This window comes from Spartinivicinus poritis (genome assembly GCF_028858535.1).
GTDB classification, from domain to species: Bacteria; Pseudomonadota; Gammaproteobacteria; order Pseudomonadales; family Zooshikellaceae; genus Spartinivicinus; species Spartinivicinus poritis.
On sequence record NZ_JAPMOU010000021.1, the window covers coordinates 36,571 to 55,983 of the forward strand.

The 19,413-nt window shown below is 40.9% G+C and carries 14 protein-coding genes; 11 read left to right on the forward strand and 3 right to left on the reverse strand.

Going from position 1 to position 19,413, the window contains the following annotated elements; all coding sequences use genetic code 11:
• Positions 1-40 precede the first annotated feature (40 nt).
• The 11 genes from flgB to flgL all read left to right on the forward strand — a co-directional run bounded on the left by flgB (position 41) and on the right by flgL (position 12,972).
• Positions 41-445: a flagellar basal body rod protein FlgB gene (flgB, locus tag ORQ98_RS16170; protein ID WP_274689842.1), complete on the forward strand. Its 405-nt coding sequence runs from the start codon at positions 41-43 to the stop codon at positions 443-445.
• A 2-nt stretch (positions 446-447) separates the two neighbouring features.
• Positions 448-894, forward strand: coding sequence for a flagellar basal body rod protein FlgC (gene flgC, locus ORQ98_RS16175; protein ID WP_274689843.1), 447 nt, complete (start codon positions 448-450; stop codon positions 892-894).
• 47 nt (positions 895-941) lie between these two features.
• Positions 942-1,640 carry a flagellar hook assembly protein FlgD gene (locus ORQ98_RS16180; RefSeq protein WP_274689844.1) on the forward strand — a complete coding sequence of 233 codons (699 nt, stop codon included), beginning with the start codon at positions 942-944 and terminating at the stop codon, positions 1,638-1,640.
• 171 nt (positions 1,641-1,811) lie between these two features.
• Complete coding sequence (locus tag ORQ98_RS16185; protein ID WP_274689845.1) at positions 1,812-3,824, forward strand: flagellar hook-basal body complex protein; 2,013 nt, start codon at positions 1,812-1,814, stop codon at positions 3,822-3,824.
• 143 nt (positions 3,825-3,967) lie between these two features.
• Positions 3,968-4,714: a flagellar basal body rod protein FlgF gene (locus ORQ98_RS16190; RefSeq protein WP_274689846.1), complete on the forward strand. Its 747-nt coding sequence runs from the start codon at positions 3,968-3,970 to the stop codon at positions 4,712-4,714.
• A 35-nt stretch (positions 4,715-4,749) separates the two neighbouring features.
• Positions 4,750-5,535 (forward strand): flagellar basal-body rod protein FlgG, encoded by a 786-nt coding sequence (gene flgG / locus ORQ98_RS16195; protein ID WP_274689847.1) that lies wholly within the window; start codon positions 4,750-4,752, stop codon positions 5,533-5,535.
• Positions 5,536-5,590: 55 nt separating this feature from the next.
• Positions 5,591-6,283 carry a flagellar basal body L-ring protein FlgH gene (flgH, locus tag ORQ98_RS16200; RefSeq protein ID WP_274689848.1) on the forward strand — a complete coding sequence of 231 codons (693 nt, stop codon included), beginning with the start codon at positions 5,591-5,593 and terminating at the stop codon, positions 6,281-6,283.
• 279 nt (positions 6,284-6,562) lie between these two features.
• Complete coding sequence (locus tag ORQ98_RS16205; RefSeq protein WP_274689892.1) at positions 6,563-7,627, forward strand: flagellar basal body P-ring protein FlgI; 1,065 nt, start codon at positions 6,563-6,565, stop codon at positions 7,625-7,627.
• 60 nt (positions 7,628-7,687) lie between these two features.
• Entirely contained in the window at positions 7,688-8,767 is a 1,080-nt protein-coding gene (gene flgJ / locus ORQ98_RS16210) for a flagellar assembly peptidoglycan hydrolase FlgJ (RefSeq protein ID WP_274689849.1), read from the forward strand.
• Between the two features lie 154 nt (positions 8,768-8,921).
• Positions 8,922-11,705 (forward strand): flagellar hook-associated protein FlgK, encoded by a 2,784-nt coding sequence (gene flgK, locus ORQ98_RS16215; protein WP_274689850.1) that lies wholly within the window; start codon positions 8,922-8,924, stop codon positions 11,703-11,705.
• 28 nt (positions 11,706-11,733) lie between these two features.
• Complete coding sequence (flgL, locus tag ORQ98_RS16220; RefSeq protein ID WP_274689851.1) at positions 11,734-12,972, forward strand: flagellar hook-associated protein FlgL; 1,239 nt, start codon at positions 11,734-11,736, stop codon at positions 12,970-12,972.
• Here flgL and ORQ98_RS16225 read toward each other — a convergent pair.
• From ORQ98_RS16225 to ORQ98_RS16235, 3 genes are all read right to left on the reverse strand, one after another.
• Positions 12,967-14,955 carry a class I SAM-dependent methyltransferase gene (locus tag ORQ98_RS16225; protein WP_274689852.1) on the reverse strand — a complete coding sequence of 663 codons (1,989 nt, stop codon included), beginning with the start codon at positions 14,953-14,955 and terminating at the stop codon, positions 12,967-12,969. The two genes, flgL and ORQ98_RS16225, sit on opposite strands and share 6 nt — an antisense overlap.
• Positions 14,956-14,973: 18 nt before the next feature.
• The gene (locus tag ORQ98_RS16230; protein ID WP_274689853.1) at positions 14,974-16,596 is read right to left on the reverse strand and encodes a methyltransferase regulatory domain-containing protein; all 1,623 of its coding nucleotides are present in this window, start codon (positions 16,594-16,596) and stop codon (positions 14,974-14,976) included.
• Between the two features lie 242 nt (positions 16,597-16,838).
• On the reverse strand, positions 16,839-19,010 hold the full coding sequence (locus tag ORQ98_RS16235) for a flagellin N-terminal helical domain-containing protein (RefSeq protein WP_274689854.1): 2,172 nt from the start codon (positions 19,008-19,010) through the stop codon (positions 16,839-16,841).
• Positions 19,011-19,413: the final 403 nt, after the last annotated feature.

The following is a 19,413-nucleotide window of genomic DNA, read 5'->3' on the forward strand; positions in this document are numbered from 1 at the left end:
GCAATGACTAGCGCAGAGCTAACAGGTGGTAATTTCGAAAATGGCTATTGGTTTTGATCAAGCATTAGGGGTTCACCCGCAAGCACTATTGTTAAGAGGAAAGCGTGCTGAGCTATTGGCGGACAATTTGGCCAATAGTGATACGCCTGGTTTTAAAGCACGTGATATCGATTTTAAGCAAGTACTAAATCGGGTGAATGAGCAACAAACTGGCAAGAAGTTGCCGTTGCAGCAAACTCATCAAGACCATTTAGCTGGCTTATCGCAGAAACAGGATGTGGACTTGTTATATCGCATTCCAATTCAGCCTGCCATTGATGGTAATACAGTTGATACCCAACAGGAGTATGCCATTTATGCCCGGAATGCAATGGATTATCAAAGTAGCTTTGAGTTCTTAAATAGCAAGTTTAAAGGTTTAATCAAGGTGATTAAGGGGCAATAGCAATGGCTTTAGTCAATGTGTTTAATATTTCTGGGTCAGGTATGTCAGCCCAATCGGTTCGGCTTAATACAGTGGCTAGCAATATTGCTAATGCAGAAGCAGCAAGCAGTAGCATTGATCAAACCTATCGGGCTCGGTACCCCGTATTTACTGCTATCAGCCCACAGCAACAGCACCTTTCTTTTAATCAGTTATTGCATGAACCGCAACAGCAGTCTGAAAAAGGGGTTATGGTAAAAGCCATTGTTGAAAGTAAGGCACCTTTAGAAAGGCGTTATGAACCTGATCATCCAATGGCAAATGATGAAGGATATGTTTTTTACCCAAATATTAATGTGGTAGAGCAAATGACCGATATGATTTCAGCCTCTCGTTCATTTCAAACGAATGTGGAAATTATGAATACGGCAAAAACAATGCTACAGAAGGTGCTGACATTAGGGCAGTAAGGGTAGCATTGTATTTTTGTTGATTGAAGGTTCTGTGAGGTGTTCCAATGAGCACGCCGATAACAAATAATAGTAACACTAATGCGACTAATGCAGTCATTGAAAAATACCAACTGCAACAGCCGAAACAGAATAATACCAATACGGAGTTAGGTAAGAATCAGTTTTTAGAATTGATGATTACCCAAATGAAGCATCAGGACCCACTGAACCCACAAAAAAATGAAGAGTTTGTTGCTCAGCTGGCTCAATTCAGTTCAGTTGAAGGAATAACAAACCTGAATCAAACAGTTGAGTCAATGGCGAGTGCCTTTAATTCCAGTCAGGCATTGCAGGCTTCAGCATTAGTGGGACGAAAAGTATTGGTACCCACTTCTTATACTGAACTGGAGGCGGGAGGCAAGGTGGTAGGGATGGTTGATATACCGCAGCCGATTAATAATTTATTCGTTGAAATATACAGCAGTAGTAGTAATCAACCTATAAAACAAATGAATTTAGGTAAGCAGCCGGCAGGTGAGTTAGATATTAGTTGGGATGGAAAAGACAATAATAATCAAACCCAACCTGCAGGAAAATACCAATTTAAAGCTTATACCCTGATTGATGGGAAGCAAGTGCCATTAAATACCTTGTTAGGAGCCAATGTAAATAGTGTTACCTTGGGTGGCTTGAATAATGTGTTATTAAATGTTGAGGGAGTACAAGGAGAAGTGAGACTCAATGAAGTGAAACGGATTCAATAATAATTATTAGAGGTGCCCTTAATTTCATTTATTAGGTAAAAACCAGCTTCATGAATATACCCACTATATACGGTATATCAATGTAGTACAGCAAGTGTAGTATCTATTTCAGGGAAGTCTCTCATTTGAGATCATACCTGTAGCAGTCAGTTATGCTGAGAGGATAGTCGTATGGGATTTAATACTGGCTTAAGCGGTTTAAAAGCAGCCACTATCGATTTGGATGCAATAGGCAATAACATAGCGAATGGGAGTACAATAGGCTTTAAAAACTCAAGGGCTGAGTTTCATGATTTATTTTCGCGGTCATTTGGTGGTAGTGCTAGTCAAGCGGGTAATGGTGTTATTGTACAAGCGGTTGCACAGCAATTTAACCAAGGTAATCTTAAGCCGACTGAGCGTAACTTAGACTTATCAATCAATGGAACTGGGTTTTTTATTACGCGGGCATCTGATGGCGTTAATTACACACGACAGGGCATTTTTGGTGTTAATAGAGATGGGCAGATCGTCACCAATGCAGGTGACTTTTTACAAGGGTTTATTGCTGATGCAACCGGGGCTATTGTGCCTGGTGTATTGTCAGATTTGCAAGTCGGTGAACAATTTCAAGATCCACGGTTAACCAGTAATGTTGACATCAGTTTTAATGTTGATTCAAGAGAAACCGTATTAGCCACTCGAGGCACTACTTCACAAGCCAATGCCGTGATTATTGCCAATGCCCAGACTGGCATTAATAACGGTTATACGGCAGGTAGTTTTCTTTTACAAAATGTCTCGCAGACACCAGCAACTACACTGGCAACCTTAGCTGTGCCGAGTGTAGCGAATTTATCGGCTGGAGCGATTGCCGCTGAGATAGCACAGTTAGGTGCTAATAATGGTATAATCAGTGCCAGCGCTAATGCTAGAGCTAAGGTGGATGTGACCACTTTGCCGTTAGGGGGAGCTGCTGTAGCAGGGTCATCCATTAGTATCAATGGTCAGGCAGTGAGCTTAACCACTGTGAATAATGTGAATGAGCTGGCAACGGCCATTTCTAATTTAACGGGGATAAGTGCAGCGATTGATGCCGCAGCCCCCAATGAAATTCGAATATTTAATAATACCGGGGATGATATCAGGGTTGCCATAAACAATACTGGGGTAGGAGCGGGAATTCCAGTTCAAGGAGCCACAACTACCAGTTTTACTAATGCAGGCGCGGCGGTGAATGTTACCGATGGCAATACGGTGACGGTTGGGGGTGAACTTTCGTTTCAATTAGAGGAAAATGTTCAAATAGCAGCACCCACATTACCTGCGACGATCTCAAACATCTTTAATTTGCCACTGACTTATACGCCTTTTGTTGAAAACGATTTTAACCCTAATGACCAGTCAACCTATAATCACGCGACTCAAGTACAAATATTCGACAGTTTAGGTAATCCTCATAACATGACTTCCTATTTTGTGAAAGAACCGGATATGGCATCAACGCCTAATGTCAGTGACTGGAGTATGTATATATTGATTGATGGTCAAGATGTGGGTGACCCTATTGTGCCAGGAGGCGCTGCCACACGATCAAGGTTTTCGGTGCAATTTGATCGAGAAGGAAATTTAGTCACAACCAATCCTATCGTCATTACTAACTGGGTTCCTCTTGATACGAATGGTGACCCTATTAATGCACTACAGCCTGTTAATATTTCAGCGGGTGGTGATGTATTGCCATTACCTGAACCACCCACCAGCTCTAATTTTGTTATTGATATTGCAAACTCAACACAATTTGGGAGCCCATTTGCGGTTGATAGTTTAACCCAAAATGGTTTTGGAGTAGGGCGTTTGACGGATTTAGATGTTAGTCAGGAAGGTATTTTATTTGCCCGTTATACCAATGGACAAAATTCAGTTTTAGGCCAGTTAGCTATGGCTAATTTTGTTAATCCGCAGGGGTTAACACCGATAGGAAAAACTGCCTGGATAGAGTCAATAGATTCTGGAGAACCTGTGGTGGGTGCACCAGGAACAGGGGTGTTAGGCTCAGTGGAGTCTGGTTCTTTAGAAGAGTCGAATGTGGATGTGGCTGAGGAGTTAGTGAATTTAATTATTGCCCAACGTAATTATCAGGCTAATGCAAAAACCATTCAAACGGAAGATACGATTACCCAAACAATAATTAACTTAAGATAATGATATACCCTTCGTGAAGGGCATCAATTCTTACTTTTTAATTGTAATGATATAAAAAACCAGCTTTAAAGGTGTTCTACCTAAAGCTGGTTTTTTTTTTGCAGAGATATTCCTGATTTGATTAATTATTGGTATTAACTCTTATGGATAAAGCATTATATATAGCCATGACAGGGGCTATGCAGAATATGCAGGCGCAAGCAATTCGAGCCAATAATTTGGCAAATGTGAATACTACTGGGTTTAAGGCTGATTTTGAGCAAGCCCGGTCGATGCCAGTATTTGGAGAGTTTTATCCCAGCCGTGCCTATGCATTAACCGAAAATCCGGCTACCAATTATAATCCTGGTTGGCTTCAAGAGACGGGTAATGATTTCGATGTAGCCATCAAAGGTGATGGCTGGATTGCTGTAATAGGCCCTGATGGCACAGAGCGTTATACTCGGGTAGGCAATTTATCTATTGGGCCTAATGGACAGCTTTATACCGGCAATAATTTGCAGGTACTTGGCGATGGAGCGCCTATTGTTGTTCCAGAGTTTGACAAACTTGAAATTGGTCTTGATGGCACAATCAGCATTCGTCCACGGGGCCAAGGGCCACAGGAATTAGCACAAATTGATCGAATTCGATTGGTCAATCCTCCACTAGAACAACTGGAAAAAGATGAAAATGGTTTATTTAAATTAAAAGAAGACGGTGCAGCTGCCGTACTGCCTGATGCTAATGTCAGATTAGTGGCTGGTTTTTTAGAAGGAAGTAATGTGAGTGCTGTAGAAGAAATGATCCACTTATTATCATTAGCTCGTCAGTATGAAGTCCATGTAAAAATGATGAGCCGGGCTGATGAAAATGCACAGGCAATGGCGCGCATATTGCAAATTGGTTAGCAAAAGTTAGGAAATAGGATGTTAGGAGCACTGCTATGCACCCTTCTCTTTGGATTAGCAAGACCGGCATGCATGCCCAAGATAAACAACTATCAGTGGTCGCTAATAATTTGGCGAATGTGGCGACGGTAGGTTTTAAAAGAGATAGAGCAGAGTTTGAAGACTTATTTTATCAGATCCAGCGGCAACCGGGTGCACAGTCAACTCAAGATAATCAAATTCCCTCTGGCTTACAAATAGGTACTGGTGTAAGGGTGGTGAGCACCCAAAAAGTATTTTCAACTACGGGCTTTCAAACGACGGAACAGCCGCTTGATGTAGCAATCAATGGTCGTGGTTTTTTTCAAATATTATTACCGGATGGCACCATTGCTTATTCTCGAAATGGACAATTTCATTTAAATTCAGATGGTGATGTGGTAAATGGAAATGGCTTACCACTAGAGCCTGGTATCACCGTACCCAGAGATGCCACTAATTTTACGGTGGGTGAAGATGGAACAGTCACTATTCAAACGCCAGGTAATGTTCAACCACAACAATTGGGGCAAATTACGCTAGTGGATTTTGTTAACCCTGGTGGCTTGCAGGCAATGGGAAGTAATTTATTTTTAGCGACTGGCGCCAGTGGTGATCCAGTTGAAGGCACGCCGGGACAGGACGGTTTAGGGTTTCTTAAACAATATACATTGGAAAGCTCTAATGTCAGTGTGGTGGAGGAAATGGTCAATATGATTACCACCCAACGCGCTTATGAAATGAACTCAAAAGTCATTGCAACAGCAGATCAAATGTTGCAGTTTGTTAATCAAAATGTTTGATCAGGATTAAGCGATAGTCATAAAACTTGTAGCAGCTGCTTAGGGAGTCGTAATAATGAAATCCAGAAATTTATTAATTATTGCTATGGCTGCATCAATATTCGTTTTACCTGGTTGTATTTCATTACCTGCAGAGCCTAATGATCCAGCATATGCCCCAGTTTATCCTGCCACGCCGAAACCAGCTGAATTAAATAATGGCGCTATTTACCAGGCCGGTTTTGAAATTACGTTATACGAAGATCGTAAAGCCCATCGGGTGGGCGATATTATAACGATTCAATTAAATGAGTCGACTCGGGCAAAAAAAGAAGCAGATACTGAACTGAGCAAAAATACTGATGCGACTGTAGCAAACCCCACTGTATTAGGGAAAACTGCAAAAGGTTTATTTGGGAACGATTTAAGTCTGGCAACAACGTTATCGGCTGATCGAGAGTTTGAAGCAGAAACTGAATCAGAACAAAGCAATAGTTTAAGTGGCAATATTACGGTAACGGTGGCAGAAGTATTACCAAATGGTTTATTAAAAGTGCGAGGAGAAAAATGGCTGACGTTAAACCGTGGTGACGAATATATTCGGATTACCGGAATGGTCAGACCAGATGATATAGGCCCAGATAATGTAGTGTCTTCCCAAAAAGTCGCTGATGCACGAATTACATACAGTGGTCGGGGTGAATTAGCCGATTCCAACACCGCCGGTTGGATTACCCGGTTAATTTTAAGTGCATTTTTTCCATTTTAACGAAAATGCTTTTTCTTAAATGCATGACAACACGATTGGAGTTTGTTGTAAAAGGAGGGGGTAAAACTATAGCACAATCCAACTTCCCCCTTTGAAAAAGGGGGGATAGCGTTTTCGACAGTCTGAAAGGGAACTAAAAAAGCCTATTTTGGGCATAAAACAAAATGGTAAGTGTGATTTTGTATCTTAAGTGTATGGGAAAAATTTGCTGTGAATAGACAAGTAGCAATTAATGTAACGAATACAATCACTAAATTGTTAGTAGGCTGGTTATTCGTGATGGGGTCATTAAGTGCCACTGCCGAACGGCTAAAAGACTTAGCCAGTATTGCTGGGGTCAGGTCTAACCAGCTGGTTGGTTATGGGCTTGTCGTTGGTTTAGATGGTACTGGCGATAAAACCAGTCAAACCCAGTTTACTTCACAGTCATTTATGAGCATGTTGCGGGAATTTGGCATTAACTTGCCTCCTGGGATTAATCCTCAATTAAAAAATGTAGCGGCGGTTGCGATTCATACTGATTTACCCCCATTTGCAAAACCAGGGCAAAAAATTGATATTACGGTTTCTTCTATTGGTAATGCTAAAAGCTTACGTGGGGGGAGTTTATTATTGACCCCATTAAAAGGTGCTGATGGGCGAGTGTATGCCATTGCCCAAGGTAATTTAGTCGTCGGTGGATTAGGTGTTGAAGGCGCTGATGGTTCTAAAATAACTATTAATGTACCCAGTGTAGGCCGTATACCTAATGGTGCAACGGTTGAGCGAGCGGTCCCTAGTGGTTTTAATCGCCATAATAAAATTATGCTCAACTTAAACCGTTATGATTTTACCTCAGCCAAAAGAGTGAGTGATCAAATAAACCAGTTGCTTGGACCAAATATCGCTAAAGCCATCGATGGCGGTTCTATCGAAGTTACTGCACCACTCGACCCTTCCCAGCGAGTGACTTATATGTCAGTGTTGGAAAATTTGGAAATTGACCCAGGTGAAGCGCCAGCAAAAGTAGTCATTAATTCCCGTACAGGTACTATTGTTATCGGTAAACATGTCAGAGTGTCACCTGCGGCAGTCACCCACGGCAATTTAGTCGTCACGATTAGTGAAGACGCGGCAGTCAGTCAACCCAATGAACTGGGGGGAGGGGACACCGTAGTGGTACCACAGTCGAATTTAGGTGTTGAGCAGGAAAGTAATAAAATGTTTTTATTTAAACCGGGTGTCACTTTAAATGAAATTGTCCGAGCAGTTAATCAGGTGGGTGCTGCCCCTGGTGATTTAATGGCAATATTAGAGGCACTGAAAGAAGTGGGAGCATTGAAGGCAGATTTGGTCGTCATTTAGTGATAAAAACAGTTCACCTTGAATCAATGTATGTCTGTGTAACTTTGGGAGGATTAGGCTATGGAACATCAGCCTGCAAGTATGTACACCCAATTAAATAGTTTGCAAAACTTAAAAGGGCTTGAGAAAAAAAATCCGACCCAAGCGTTAGAGAAAGTTGCCAAAGAGTTTGAATCGTTATTTACTCATATGTTGTTAAAAAGCATGAGAGCTGCTAACCAGGTATTTAAAGAAGGCAATTATTTCAATAGTAATGAAACACAATTTTTTGAGGAAATGTTTGATAGTCAGTTATCGGTAGAGTTATCTAAAGGAAAAGGCATTGGGTTGGCAGATATGTTGATCAAACAGATGGCTCCACAAGCTGCTGTCAGTCAACCTCAAGTGGCACCAATGCCATTTGATCAAGCGGCTAAGCAACGGCAGCTATCTTATACGTTAAGTTATGTGCAAGCGATGAAAGCTCCTCCAGAACAGGAAGGTAAACTAAACGAAAATCAACGCAAGGATAACCCAACACAAGCAAAACATCCTCCTCTTTATAATGCTGTAATGGTCGGAGAGGAAAAACTTATAGCGGATAGTCATCATCAACCGATAACAACCAAACTGACAAATATACTAAGTCAGTTGACGGGTACAGGGATAGACCCTAATAAGTTTAGTCGCCCCGAAGCGTTCATAAAACATGTTTATCCGATTGCCAAAAAGCTCACCAGTGCTTTTGGTTTTAACCCGGCGGTACTAGTTGCTCAAGCGGCATTAGAAACTGGCTGGGGAAAACATATTATTCAGCATAAAGACGGTAACTCCAGCTATAACTTATTTGGTATTAAAGCTGATCGGCGTTGGCAGGGAGATAAAACCCATGTTAATACCACTGAATACCGGCAAGGGATTGCCATAAAAGAAAAAGCAGCGTTCCGCTCCTATGACTCAATTGCCGCCAGTATTAATGATTATATGGATTTTTTGCAAGTAAACCCGCGTTATAAAACAGCATTGACTAAGCGTGATAATCCGGAACAGTTTTTGAATGCATTACAACAGGCAGGTTATGCAACGGATCCTAATTACGCGAAAAAGATTTTGAAAATAGCGAATGGGCCGTTATTTAAATCAGCTATAGATAAATTATAATATTGCAATTATTAAACTACCTGCCAGAGACTGATTGAAACGTTATCGCGGATTACAGCAAAAGAATATTATATAGTCAAAGCGAATGATTTTTATAGGGCTAGCTTACTACTGTGAAGCTAGCTCTATAAAAATTATATTTAGGAGTTTTACCATGGCAGGTAATATACTGCAAATCGGTACCACTGCCTTACAAGCTTATCAGCGGGCATTAGCCACCACTGGGCATAATGTGGCTAATGCTCACACACCTGGTTTTTCTCGCCAAGAAACCATTTTTAATACCCAGCAAGAACAGTTTATTGGGGGGGTATTTTCTGGAAGAGGGGTACAAATCACTGATATAAGGCGAATCGCTAATGATTTTGTCACCAACCAACTACGCTTAGATACAGCCAGTTTTTTTCAGTTAAGTGCGTTTGATCAGAATATCCGACAGCTAGACTCTGTATTAGCTGATGAAACCACAGGGTTAAGTGTGGGGCTAGATAAGTTTTTCAATGCGATGCAAGCGGCTTCTGAAAACCCGACCTCAATACCTGCTCGCCAACTTGTATTAACCGAAGCGGAAGGCTTAGCTACTCGCTTTAATACTTTGTTTGCGACTTTTGAAGAGCAAAACCAAGCATTGAATACTGAAATTGAGGCATTAATAGGAGAGGTTAGCTCGATAGCAGCTGGTATTGCTGAATTAAATTTACAGATTTCCAATGTGGCAGGGAGTAGCACGGCAGGTCAACCGAATGACTTGCTGGATAAACGTGATGAGCTGCTTAGAGAATTATCTGAAATTGTAGGAGTACAGGTCGTTCGCCAGGATGACAACACCATTAATGTATTTATTGGTAAGGGACAGGCTCTTGTACTAGGTAGCAGTAGCTCTGAATTAATCTCTCAGTCAGGTGGGGCAAATAATGAAGGGGTTAATGTGGTAGTGAAGGGCACTAATCAACCACTTAATCAAGATTTATCAGGGGGAACGCTAGGTGGCTTAATTACTTATCGTGATAAGATTTTGGATCCATCCTTTACTAATTTAGGTTTAGTGGCAGTTGGGTTAGCTAAAACCGTCAATGATCAGCAACGAATAGGAATAGATTTAACGGGTAGTTTTGGTGAGCGAATTTTTAATGATGTTAATGAACGGCAACTTACTTTGGACCGCGTATTTGGCGATCCCCAAAATGCGTTGCCTGTTGACCGAGTGGTATCATTAACCATTAAAGATGTACAACAAATGCAGGCAAGTGATTATACGTTTAATTTTCCAGGGCCTGATAACTTTACCTACTCAATTACCCGAAACAGTGATGGGGTTGTGGTCAAGCAGGGCTCTATCAGTGGCTCATTTCCAGAAACACTAGAGTTTGATGGCTTAGAACTAGCTTTAGAAAGCGGCTCTTTTCAAGGGGGAGATACGTTCTTTTTACAGCCTACCCGACGAGCGTCTCGAGATTTTACTGCTGTGATGGGTGATCCAAGAGAGTTAGCGTTTGCCGCAGCAATTCGTACCCTCAGTTCAACCACTAATCAGGGAACTGGGTCAATTTCTCAAGGCGATGTTTTTCAAGTCTATGATCAGGTATCGGGGGCTTTATTACCGGCTTTTGCTACGTCAGGGCAATTATCTCCACCGATTATTATTAAGTTCACTAGCTTAACGACTTATGATGTATTGGATAACTCTGACCCTGCCAACCCTAAACAACTAGTGCCGCCTATTCGTAATCAAGTATTTGTACCTGGGACGCAAAAAGCTGTCTTTACTACCGATGTAAATGAAACGATTGGAAGCACTCAGCAACGGGGAACGGGAAATGTTGGGCTAGTGACGGCCCCAGTGATTAATCCAGTAGCGCCTAATCCTGTTAATAATTACCCAGCTCAGAACATTGATATTTTTAAGCGAGACCCTACTACTGGGGTAATTACTACAACTAATGTCGCTACGGTACTCAATGCTTCAGCTCAGGAAATTGCTAATCAACTGACACAAGTCGATGGCGTGACTGCCAATGCCTTTAATCAGGTGGAGTTAAGGAGTATTACAGGGGCTGTTGGTAGCACAATGGAGTTTTTTCTGAACGGGGAAGATTTGACCAACCCTGCCTTAGGGCCTGTTCCAACACCTGATACTAATCCATTATTGAATCAGCCTTATATTCAGTTCTTAGCAGATAGAATTAATACTAATGGTAATTTAACCAATCAGGGGATTCGGGCGGTGGTTTCTGAATCAGGTGGGCCGCCACCAATCCCAACATTAAAAATATTTGCAACAACTGGCGTAGACTTAGATGTAGGCTTACGAACATCTATCGGGGCGGGTAGTGTAGAAGTCACCAATGGTGAAGCAGGTGGAGCATTTTCCAGCCAAACCTTAGATGGTGCAGTTGCGGGTGCAGGTAATCAGCATGTTACGACCATTGGCGGTAGTATAGATGTCACTATGGCCGATGGTGTAACCCTACGAACTAACCCTACACCCACCAGTGGAGGTTTATTTGGTGATACCGCTTCATTTAACTTTGCGCAAAAATCTTTTAAAGGTTATCAAGTGACTGTTCAGGGTCGGCCACAACCTAATGATACCTTCACAATCGACTTTAATAGTAATGGTACATCTGATAACCGTAATGGCTTTAAATTAGCTAATTTAAGTACGGATAAAACTTTATTTAATGGCACTGCTAGTTATGCAGAAGGTTATGCTCAATTTATAGAGTTTGTTGGGGTTAATGCCAGTCAAGCAGATATAGATAAAGCAGCAAGTGAAACTTTACTGGCACAAACGGAAGGGGTGAGACAGTCAGAGTCAGGGGTTAATTTAGATGAAGAAGCAACCAATCTAATTCGCTTTCAACAAGCTTATAATGCCTCAGCACAATTAGTAAATGTGGCCAGAGAGTTATTTGATACCCTGTTAAACAGTGTATAGCGTCTAATTATTTGAGACGGGTATGGTTATGCGGATTTCAACAGTTGATATATTCAGGTTAGGGCTGAATCAAATCCAAAAAAATAGTGCTGAGTTATTAAATACTCAGCAACAAGTGGCGACGGGAAGAAGAGTAGTAACCCCAGGTGATGACCCAGTTGCCTCAACAAAAATTGTTGCTATTCAGCAAGAACAGGCAATTGCAGCGCAATATCGGCGTAATTTAGACGCAGCAGAGAACAGCTTAAAAATTGAAGAAGCCGCGTTACAAGGGATTAAAAGTGTTTATCAACGTATCAGGGAGCTGACGGTTAACGCCGGCAATGGCAGTTTAAGTGTGTCGGATAAAGCCGCTATTGCTGATGAAATAGAGGTAAGACTCGATGAGCTGAAAGACTTATTTAATCGTAAAAATGCAGATGGTGTATTTATTTTCGCTGGGTTCCAGGCCAGTCAACCACCATTTATTGACAAAGTGGGGGGGGGATTTGATTATTTAGGTGATGAAGGACAACGCTTTTTACAAATTGCTGCTAGTGCTACAGTGGCAATTAATGACAGTGGTAAAGATTTATTTGTAGATGTCCCCAGTAATCAAAAAACTTTTTTAACCTCAGCCAATCCGAATAATACATCTGACCCGCCTGCAACCATTACAGTAGGGCAAGTAGTCGATCAAGATGCATTGGATGCCTTTTATCCTGATGATTTGATTATTACTTTTAACCCAGAAACAGCTGTTGTCCCGAATGGAGCAAATTATACTGTCACCACGAAGGAGGGGGGAGTCACATTAGCCAGTAATATTCCATTTCAAGGTGGGGAATCTATATCCTTTCATGGTATGGCGGTAGTAATTGAAGGGACACCGAATCAAGGTGACACGTTTTTTGTGGATACGAGTGATAAGCAAGATGTATTAACAACAGTAAAACGTTTGCAAGATGGGTTAGATAATGCACAAAACGACGGGCCAGGTAGAACGGCTTTACAAAAACTGTTGGATGATACCCTGGTTAATATGGATAATGCGATTGCCAGTTTACTTGAGGTGCAAAGTCAGGTAGGCGGACGACTGAATATTATTGATAGTACTCGTGCGCAAAATGAAGACTTTAATATAGTCAGTGAGGAGTTCTTAGCCGAAATTCTCTATGTAGATCAAGCTGAAGCAATTAGTCGTTTATCGCTGCAAAATTTTTTGTTGCAAGCCGCCCAGCAAAGCTTTACGACAATCAGTAATCTTTCGTTATTCAATAATCTATAGGGCTTGGGCAAAAAATTGATACATCCCAAGAAAGGCAAATGGATTTTGTTGCTCAAATTGATCCCAGGCAGTAAGGTCTAGCATGCTTGCTGGGTTAGGATACAGTTTTTGAAACTGGGTAAATAACTCATGACTTCTGAAGTAAAACCCTCTAAAAGCTAATGAATGATCTGTTAATAACTTAGCTACTTCCAGTGTTGTATAGCGATGTTCTTGTGCATGAAACAATAAATCACGACACATACTGGTTGAGTAAAAGTCACTTAACTTAAGGCATGTAGCAAATTCAGTTCTTTTTTCAGTGAGCGCCTGGAAACGAAACTGACGAATACTGTTTAATGTTGGCTGTAATTCATTGTCAGCACGAAACTTGGCTATTTCTTGTCGAGCAATTTGGCTATATAGTCCTATTTTCATTACCCCTTGTTTAACCAGTAGTTTACGCAAAACGGCCAAACCATCGGCAGGCTGTGCCATATGGTGGAGTACCCCTACACATTCAATAATGTGAAATTTTTCTTTTAAAGTATCCAACTGCAAAATGTCCCCTTGATAAAAACTAATATTTTTAATTTGAAAATGGTCGGCCATGAGCTTGGCATAAGCTAAGCTTCGGCTGCTAAGGTCAACCGCAATAATTTGCAGATCAGGAAACAGTAAGGCTTGACTAATGGGATGTTTACCAGTGCCGCAGCCTGCTACCAGCATTTTTAGTGATTTAGTAGAAAATTTGGGTTTGGTAAAAGGTGGCTTATTAATGTGATAGTATTTGATATAATTACAAGGGCTTTTTAACTGGGTCACTTCTGTCCAACGAGGATAGGGGTTTTCCTCGTATTGTGCTTTCACTGCGGAAGAGACTGGGTGATCAATGGATGTTAGTTGAGGGATAGTTTTTGCTAGAGTGGTTTCCTTATATTGATGATAAAGTATTTTTTCAATGCAAGGCTGCATCTCCTTTGGCCAGTCAGCTAGGGGGTAGTGTAATAGTTGCTCAAAATAAGGTTGTTGAGATATGGGTTCATACAGCGATACTAATAAAACCAGGCCGGCAATTTGCTCTAAGCTGGTATTAGGATTTTTCAGTAAGTCCTGGATAATTTGTTGAATGGAATCAATCGTTGAGGCTTCATCATTATTCACAAAGTTAACATATTCGTTAATATAACCTTGCAAGGCTAGAGCACATAATAAACGAGTGATGTGCTGGGGTATTTCACCTAGTTGGACAATAGTGTTTAGCAGGTTATTACGGATAGCTATTAAAAACAACTCAATGTCAGGATCTGCAATGATAATTCGTTGTAATGCTTCGATCAGAAACTCATCTTGTGTAATATCGTTTAAGTCAAGAGCTATTTTATTAGATTGATCTTCTGTCAATTGATACTTGAGCTTAATCAGTGAAGTAATGAGGCTGGCAATTTCTCTACTATCGAAACGAGTATCTTTTAAATAGTCTGTGGCACCTTGTACTAATGGTTCACTGTATTTAGTGGCCTCGATATGTTGTAAACAGTTTCTTGATTTAATAATTAATTGCTCATTGAAAGCAAAATCATTAGCTGCGCTAGAAAAATTATAAAAGGCTTCAGTAAACTTACATTGGATGTTTTGTGTTTCAGCTACCAGCACAGCGAGTAGTGGATTTGGTATAGCTTCTTTATCCAGTGTGATTATGGTATTGATTGCCTCATCTGTTTTTCCATTACATAAATAAACACAGGCATTACGTAAATTGGCAAGATAGCCGGATTTAATATGAGTGCTTTTGACTAATACCTGGCTAAGTTCCTTTAAATTACCTTTAAGCAAGTAAAAGGTAATATTGGTTAAAAAAGTAGTAGGATCGTTATAGTTTTTTGATTTTATAATGAGGGATAAAAGCGATTTTTCAGTTAACTGAGCAGACTGGTTAATTGTGGTAACAATATATTGTTCTGTGTTTGTATTGAGTGGTTGTGAATTAACCAGATTTTTCATTTTAGTTTTATCCTGCGTTTAATTAATCATTACCCCAATTTGAATAAGGCTATTAATCATGATTGTTAAAATAGAGTTTGAGACTTCGTTTCTATTTTTTGCTTGTTTTTGCATCTGTTTGATGAGAGAGAAGTCCAACTTGCCTGTTTGTAGAAGTTTATCAACAGTGCTGGCCAATTCTGACTGGGTATGGGTGCCATTAAGATAAGGAATAAAGTATTTGAGATTATTATCGAGTGACAAGGTCTCGTGATGTTGGGTTGTAAAGACTTCTTGATTATCGCGAAGTTGCTGGCTTATTAATGGACTAACTAATGGTTTATCACTGACTTGGTTGACGCATAATGGTGGGTTCACTCTGAATAGCCTGAGTGAGCTTGCCTGGAATGCTGTGATAATATCATCACACAACTGTTGGATATCTTTTTCTAATATATCAGACTGTTGCTCATCAATAGATAGCCCTAATTTTTGATAACTCTGTTGAAATAGCTCGTTAAAACTTAAGCTACATGGCCAGCTTTCTTCTAAGCTTCTTAATGCAGCTTTGGTAATGGGAATTGATGCGGTAAGTTCGGGAGACACTTTACTTCTTGAAATAAACTGTACATCAGACTTATCAGTTAAGTTAAACTGTTTTTCTTTAAGTTTGAGATCACTGACTAGGCTTAATAATCTGATTCTTTGTGTTTCTACAATAGGGTTGATTAGGTGTTGGTCATGAACCAATAAACTAGAGCGAAAGGTACGGGCTACCGTAAAGTCATAGTATTGCTCTACCATGACGCGGTCTTCTGAATAATCCAGAATTTGCTGTTGGTGGTCTTCAGGTAGATTGCTAATAAAATTATCACTAAAACTGGCATCACATAAATAGGTTAGCTGGTGTCGTTTCGCCAGTGTCATGAAATCATAAAAATAGTAGGGAATATTAAAGTCTGCTAAATGTTCATGTAAAATATAATGATCAGGCACATTGTTTAAGTGTTCTAATTGCTGTTCAAAAATATTTTTAAAAGGATAACTGGCGTTATCCACGGCATATTTTGCATATAATTCTACAATGGCTTTGGCATCTTTAACTTTGTTTTCTAATGAAGACTTCTGTGTTCTGAGGCGCATCAGGTCTTTTACAATATTTTTGATATGCCAACCTGGATGCACGTTATAGCTAATATAAGCGATACCAAATTCACTGAGGTGCTTTTTGCAAACTTCCAGGATTTTCTGTTGAACCTGGGCGGGTACCCAAGAAAAGACCCCATGACAGATAATAAAATCAAATTGGCCAAAATGTTCATCGACCTGTTCAATGCTGACATTTAGCAGCTTTATATTATTAAGCCTGAGACTCGCTGCTTGATTGGTGGCAATATCAATTTGGTTTTTTGAAATATCAATCCCTATAAATTCGCTATCCGGGTAATTCATGGCCATCGGAATGAGGTTGCCGCCCATTGCACAGCCAATTTCCAGTACTCGGCATTGCAGTGGGTTAACCGGTGTAAAACCAAATAATACCCCTAAACTGGCCAAATGTTCAGGATGGGTTTTTACAAAGGGATCACTGCGGTACAAGGTTTCATTGTAAGCTTGGGCAATGGTTTGAGAGGCATGATCCCCTTCAACTAAGTTACTCATGGTTGAAATTCCATTACATTACAGAAGCAGTTTAGCTTTTTTATTGTTTATTGTTATAAAGCATAGCGCTTTTAGCCACGATGGGTAGTCTAAATTTACGTCAGTAGAAAAATAAAAAAATTTAGTCGTATACTTGAGGTAAAAGTGAAATATAGGTGTTTTGTGTTGATTATTAGTCAGTAAAAAAGCCTGGCTGGCATTGCCTTATTCAGTCATGCCAGTCAGGGGTTGAGAGTGATACGCTAGCCTTGTAATAATTGTAGTACTTGCTGTGGCTGCGCATTGGCTTGGGCAAGTATTGAAATACCCGCCTGTTGTAGTACTTGGGTTCGTGATAATTCAGCCGTTTCGGCGGCAAAGTCAGCATCTTTTATTCTTGAATTGGCTGCTGATAGATTTTCAGCAGCAATGGCTTGGTTAGAAACGGTTGACTCAAAGCGATTTTGAATAGCACCTAAATTAGCTCGCTGGATATTAATAGACTGCAAGGCATTGTCCACGGCATCTAGCGCTTTTAATGCGCCTTCTACTGTAGAGACATCAACATCCTTAATAAACTGTCCTGATGAAGCTCCACCAAAGGTGCCTGCCTGTAAACCATGGTTGGTCAAGCCGTTAGCATTATTGGTGGTTAATACAATAGGGCTGGCAGACGATAATCGTAAAGAAGACTCATAGGTTGCCTGGGGTTCGGCACCACCAGGGTCGGTATCGACGAGCCCAGTGACAGCAGGCGTTAATGTCGTATAGCTAATCGTAATATTTCGACCATCCTCTGCCAGTAGTTGTACACCACCTGTATTACTGCCGGTATCAATTGCCATGACCCCCGTTTGCCCTGCAATAGCATTAATAGCATTGACGACAGTAATACGGCTTTCTTCAGCATCGGTTGTTGTGGTAATACCAGTAGTTATGACCCCATTAATAGTTATAGTGCCAGTTTTGGCTGCCGGTGTCATAGCAGAGCCATTAACTAAGTTAGGGTTAGGAGTAGCAGTAACCCCGGTACGCTCACTGACTTTATTAATTGCCGCTGCTTTGGTGATAGCGCTACCGGGTTTATTCATATTAGATGCTGTATCATCCAAAGGATTACCTGCAGGCACTGGCACATCGTTGATCACAATGTCGCCATTTAATAGTGGTGGTGCATTATCTTTTACGGTGGTTGTAGTATCGCTATCAATTGCTGCCAATGATGATAAAAAGGCACCCGTACCAGCATAAGTCCCTTCTGCCAGCCCGACATTTTGATTAAGTTGCCCATCTGGACCTTGCTCAATTTTAATGGGTGAACCATCGCGGGAAATTAAAGTAAAGCCTCCGGCAGCTGTACCATCAGATAAGTTCATGGCAGTCAATGCGGTAATGTCAGCAAAGATTCCCATATTATTATTACCAATGGCTGGTAGCCCAGTGGCTGCAGGCGTGACATTATCGCCTCCAGCATTATCGTAAACAAGGGTGATATTACGACCATCTGCTGCTTCTAAAATAATCCCTGATTGATCTGCCCCAGTATTCACTGCAACTACGCCAGTTTCAGCTGAGCGGGCGTTAATTGCTGACACTGATGCTTCTCGGTTAGCATCGGCAGATAGATTCATGTTAGTTGATAGTGCAATGGTCACTCCATTTAGAAATATATCACCTGCCGTAGTTGCAACGACTTGGCTAGTGCCTTCAACGGTGTTGGTTAATACCTCTGCGGTTACCCCGGTTTCGTCAGACTTAGAGTTGATAGTAGCGATTTTGGCAATGGCACTGGCACTTTTATTAGCAATTGATGCGGTATCTGCCGTGGTTTTCGAGCTGGGGATAGAAATACCATTAATTAATAAATCCCCTTGGGCAATGCTGGAATTCGTCCCTCGGGCACTGACCCCAACAGACTGGGAAGCACCTAATTCATCAACCCGTGCGCCATCTATACTAAAGGTGACGTTTTCACCTTCATTTGCACCAATTTGGAAGGTGACTTCAGTGAAAGTGCCGTCTAATAACAAGGTACCGTTAAATGCAGTTTGTTCTGATACCCGCTGAATTTCTTTTTTCAACTGCTGAACTTCGGCATTGAGTGCCTCACGGTCTTGGCCACTGTTAGTCGCATTGGCAGATTGCAGGGAAAGGTCACGAATGCGAAGTAAATTCTCTTTCATGGCACCTAAGGCGCCTTCAGCGGTCTGGGAAAGAGAAACTCCATCGTTGGCATTGCGGATAGCCACATTCAACCCACGGATTTGGGCATCAAATCGGGTGGATATAGCGAGCCCTGCTGCGTCATCTTTAGCACTATTAATGCGTAAACCAGATGACAAGCGTTGCAAGGCAACAGCACTATCTGCTTGTGAAGTATTTAAATTACGCTGTGCATTTAATGACGGAATGTTGGTATTGATGACTTGAGGCATAACCTCCCTCCTACTAACTGCTTACCCGTCTGGTGATACTATTTGTTTAACAAAAGTCGTATCGTTGAACGGGTAATTTACTACCGGAGTACCAAGCGTACTTTGGCTGTAGAATTGGGATTCAAAGGGTATGCCAATAGACTGACTGAAAATAAACTGAAAAAATTAGTTAATTAAAATCAAGTGATTAGGTTATTACTAGGATATTTCTTGCTAACAAGTAAAGGCATAAAAATAAAACTGCCTGCTAAAAGAGGCAGTTTTTTGCCACTAAAGAAACAAAGTGGGGTTATCATTGATTGGCCAACCCTAAAAAAGTAGTTGTTATTCTGTTTTATCACGTAAACTGGTACAAATGCTGTTAGCTTAATAAGTTATTTTAATTTATCCGTCAAAGGTACGT

Coding starts and splice junctions, on each gene's coding strand:
- flgB (WP_274689842.1), top strand. CDS start 41: ATGGCTATTGGTTTTGATCAAGCATTAGGGGTTCACCCGCAAGCACTA.
- flgC (WP_274689843.1), top strand. CDS start 448: ATGGCTTTAGTCAATGTGTTTAATATTTCTGGGTCAGGTATGTCAGCC.
- ORQ98_RS16180 (WP_274689844.1), top strand. CDS start 942: ATGAGCACGCCGATAACAAATAATAGTAACACTAATGCGACTAATGCA.
- ORQ98_RS16185 (WP_274689845.1), top strand. CDS start 1,812: ATGGGATTTAATACTGGCTTAAGCGGTTTAAAAGCAGCCACTATCGAT.
- ORQ98_RS16190 (WP_274689846.1), top strand. CDS start 3,968: ATGGATAAAGCATTATATATAGCCATGACAGGGGCTATGCAGAATATG.
- flgG (WP_274689847.1), top strand. CDS start 4,750: ATGCACCCTTCTCTTTGGATTAGCAAGACCGGCATGCATGCCCAAGAT.
- flgH (WP_274689848.1), top strand. CDS start 5,591: ATGAAATCCAGAAATTTATTAATTATTGCTATGGCTGCATCAATATTC.
- ORQ98_RS16205 (WP_274689892.1), top strand. CDS start 6,563: ATGGGGTCATTAAGTGCCACTGCCGAACGGCTAAAAGACTTAGCCAGT.
- flgJ (WP_274689849.1), top strand. CDS start 7,688: ATGGAACATCAGCCTGCAAGTATGTACACCCAATTAAATAGTTTGCAA.
- flgK (WP_274689850.1), top strand. CDS start 8,922: ATGGCAGGTAATATACTGCAAATCGGTACCACTGCCTTACAAGCTTAT.
- flgL (WP_274689851.1), top strand. CDS start 11,734: ATGCGGATTTCAACAGTTGATATATTCAGGTTAGGGCTGAATCAAATC.
- ORQ98_RS16225 (WP_274689852.1), bottom strand. CDS start 14,955: ATGAAAAATCTGGTTAATTCACAACCACTCAATACAAACACAGAACAA.
- ORQ98_RS16230 (WP_274689853.1), bottom strand. CDS start 16,596: ATGAGTAACTTAGTTGAAGGGGATCATGCCTCTCAAACCATTGCCCAA.
- ORQ98_RS16235 (WP_274689854.1), bottom strand. CDS start 19,010: ATGCCTCAAGTCATCAATACCAACATTCCGTCATTAAATGCACAGCGT.